At 41.5% G+C, this 2,736-nt stretch carries 2 protein-coding genes; one reads left to right on the forward strand and one right to left on the reverse strand.

The window, feature by feature from the left end:
• Positions 1–292 precede the first annotated feature (292 nt).
• A complete protein-coding gene (locus IQQ51_RS18030; protein ID WP_193841716.1) occupies positions 293–1,756 on the reverse strand; it encodes a hypothetical protein in 1,464 nt (487 codons plus the stop codon).
• Positions 1,757–1,891: 135 nt separating this feature from the next.
• Between IQQ51_RS18030 and IQQ51_RS18035 the strand changes: the two genes are divergently transcribed.
• Positions 1,892–2,425, forward strand: a complete 534-nt coding sequence (locus IQQ51_RS18035) for a hypothetical protein (RefSeq protein ID WP_193841717.1) — start codon at positions 1,892–1,894, stop codon at positions 2,423–2,425.
• Positions 2,426–2,736: the final 311 nt, after the last annotated feature.

Raw genomic sequence — 2,736 nt, forward strand, 5'->3', positions numbered from 1 at the left:
TACTGTCTAGACAGAATGGTATTGAAATGATTGTTACTGACATTGGTTAGTATCAGAGTCTTGAGGACTCTTCTTGGTTGAGTAGTTCTTTAGAAAAAAGAAGAAAAGAAAAAGATTTATAATGTTGTCGCATAGTCATGCTCCTCTAAGCATTATAAATCCTACCCAGTCTTCTCTACTCACTTAATCCAGCAGACACAACTGAATCTCTTCAGTCATGCCTGCTAGGTAAGAACATCATGCTGATGCAGACACTCTCTATACAATAGGGGTGAGATGAGTATTTTTTTATCTAACTATGTTGAGGTTCAGACTTAGGCACGAAAATCTTTTTTATATCCTGAAGTGATATCTTTGGATTAACGTCTTGGGCTCTCTCTGCAATGAGCAGAGTGACTTCTTCATCTTTACTCACCAGCAGTTTGATATTCTTGGGCTTACCCTCTTTGAGCGTGAATAGGACTTTGTAGTGAAAACAAGGTTTCTCAAAGGTCGCACTAGGGGTAACGATACATTGTTTAATGTACTGAGCATCCACACCCTTGAGTTTGAGCAATTCTTTGTAGCGAGACGCCATGTTAAGCCCAAGGGTCAAAATTAGGCGGGTCAAAGCAACGTGTTGCCAGTAGGTTAAGGTCGCCTCTTGTTGTCGATTGTCAACGCTCAGTACATCGTGCAAAAAAGACAAATCATTGGATTGCTGGTGGTGTGATGGCACTTGCACTATGACTGATGGCAGCTTAGTCAGAGGGATAGATTGAGAGGGAGAAAGCAGTTGAACGAGTTTGTCACTGCATTGATTGATTATTACATCGTGAACAGTATCAAAAGGGTGCAGAATGAGCTCTGACGCGACTTGGCAAACCCATTGGTGTATTGGGTTATGGAGTGCTTTATCGTTGAAGAAATGAATCACAGGTGACGTTGAGAGGTCTTTCAGGCTATCACCCATAACGTCTGGCCATAGATAAGCATCAAGTTTGCCTTGGTTCGTTTCCTGTCCGTAGCCGTTTCTTGTGTCTCTGTAAGCATGAAGTAAACACGTCACCTCAGTGCTTTCATTGTGTTCGTACAAGACCTGGTTGAAATCTAACAGAAGTGAGCTGACTTCATTGAAACTGTCTTTTAGGAAGGGATGCTGCGTGTTCAAGTAATAGCTTCCTTTCATGCGACCAAACAACACCTTTCCGGTCATGCCTGAAATGTGGCACTCCACCAGCCCCATTTTTTTTAGTGTATTCAATTGAGACTTAAAGCGGTCGGCACTGATATTCCCCATCATCTTTCGAATGAGCATGGAGCTCAACGTCTCAATAACACCCAATTCATTACTGTGTAGTAGTAACAGAGTTAAGAACAAACGATTAGATGCTCTAAACGACTGGCGTTTTTGGGGGCTGTCGTGCTCGAGTATTGGTAATGACTTTGGTTCGATTAGATTTGAAAGGTCATTGCTTAATAGGCGAGATATAGCTGGGTTTTGACTGGCGATAATCGTTTGAAGTAGTGTTGAGTGGTTGTGATGACTCAGTATTTTTTCAGTGAACATATAGTCATTCTGACCTCGACCTTTGAGGGAATAACGCTCTTTCACTATCAGACTTTGCGTGTGTTTTAACGCAGAAAAAAGAGACGTTACCGTATTTAAGGTGACTCCAAATTGCTTTGATAGTTCGACAGATTGATGACTAAATTCTGCATTGATGCCTTTGTTCTTTACTAGGCACAACAACAAATATATCTCTTCAGGTTTCATCGGTAATGGTCTTATTGATTTATTTAAATAGGCTGTATGTAAAGAATTATAACATGATGGCAATTGTGTTTGCTGAGAAGATTGAATGGATGGTGAGGTTTTTATTTGGACAAGCAGAGAAAGCGGATTACTCTGATGACTGGAGAGAATGTTGGTTGGAAGATGATGTTTGATGCCCCCCTAAATCCTAAGATGAAAAAGCGCTTAGAATGGATCGATAAAAGTGATGACGTAATGATTCAATGGCTGATTAATTACGCTCAGCAGCATGGATGGATTTATCCGTATGACCGAAAAAGAGATACACCATCACAACGCCTTGAGCGCTTTCTGGAAAGTGCTCATAGTTGGGAAGAACACGCCGAAACCAGAGAGCAATGTCGCAACATGAAATCAGCCTGGAAGAGCTGGAAGAAAAGAGAGGAGAATCGGAATAGTCATGCTTTTTCTGAAGGTAATTACACTATTTCAATGACAGCTAGAAAAGAGCTTGAAAGGTTAGCCAAACGGAATAATTGCAGCTTTAGCCAGGTTATCGATACTCTGCTCAAAAATGCCAAAGAGCTAGAACGGCTCCAACGAGCGCTCAATCAACAGCTAAAAGACACCGATGGGCAGCGGATGAACACCGATGTCCTTGCGACTTTTTTTACGGACGACGAAGCGTGATAAAAAACTGGAGCGATTGCGCAGGAGTTAAACCAGACATTGAGCTAAAGAGAAAGTGGGTTGGCGTCACTAATGCGTCTTATTCTTGCCCAGCAGATGGATTTTTGCCTTGCTTAAGTTACCCAGAGCTAGCAAGTAAAGAAGTTATTCTACATGAATGGTACTAAGCGATCTCGATGGATGTTATCGCTGTTTTTCAAGCAAGTTGTCGTGTTTTTTTTACAATTTAGTAACCTTAATGATTACGCTGCACACTTTTCAGGGTTCAAGTACACCTTATCGATATAACTCCAGTCTCTCGTCTGCCGACT

This window comes from Vibrio sp. OPT18, assembly GCF_015163615.1.
Lineage (GTDB): Bacteria > Pseudomonadota > Gammaproteobacteria > Enterobacterales > Vibrionaceae > Vibrio > Vibrio coralliirubri.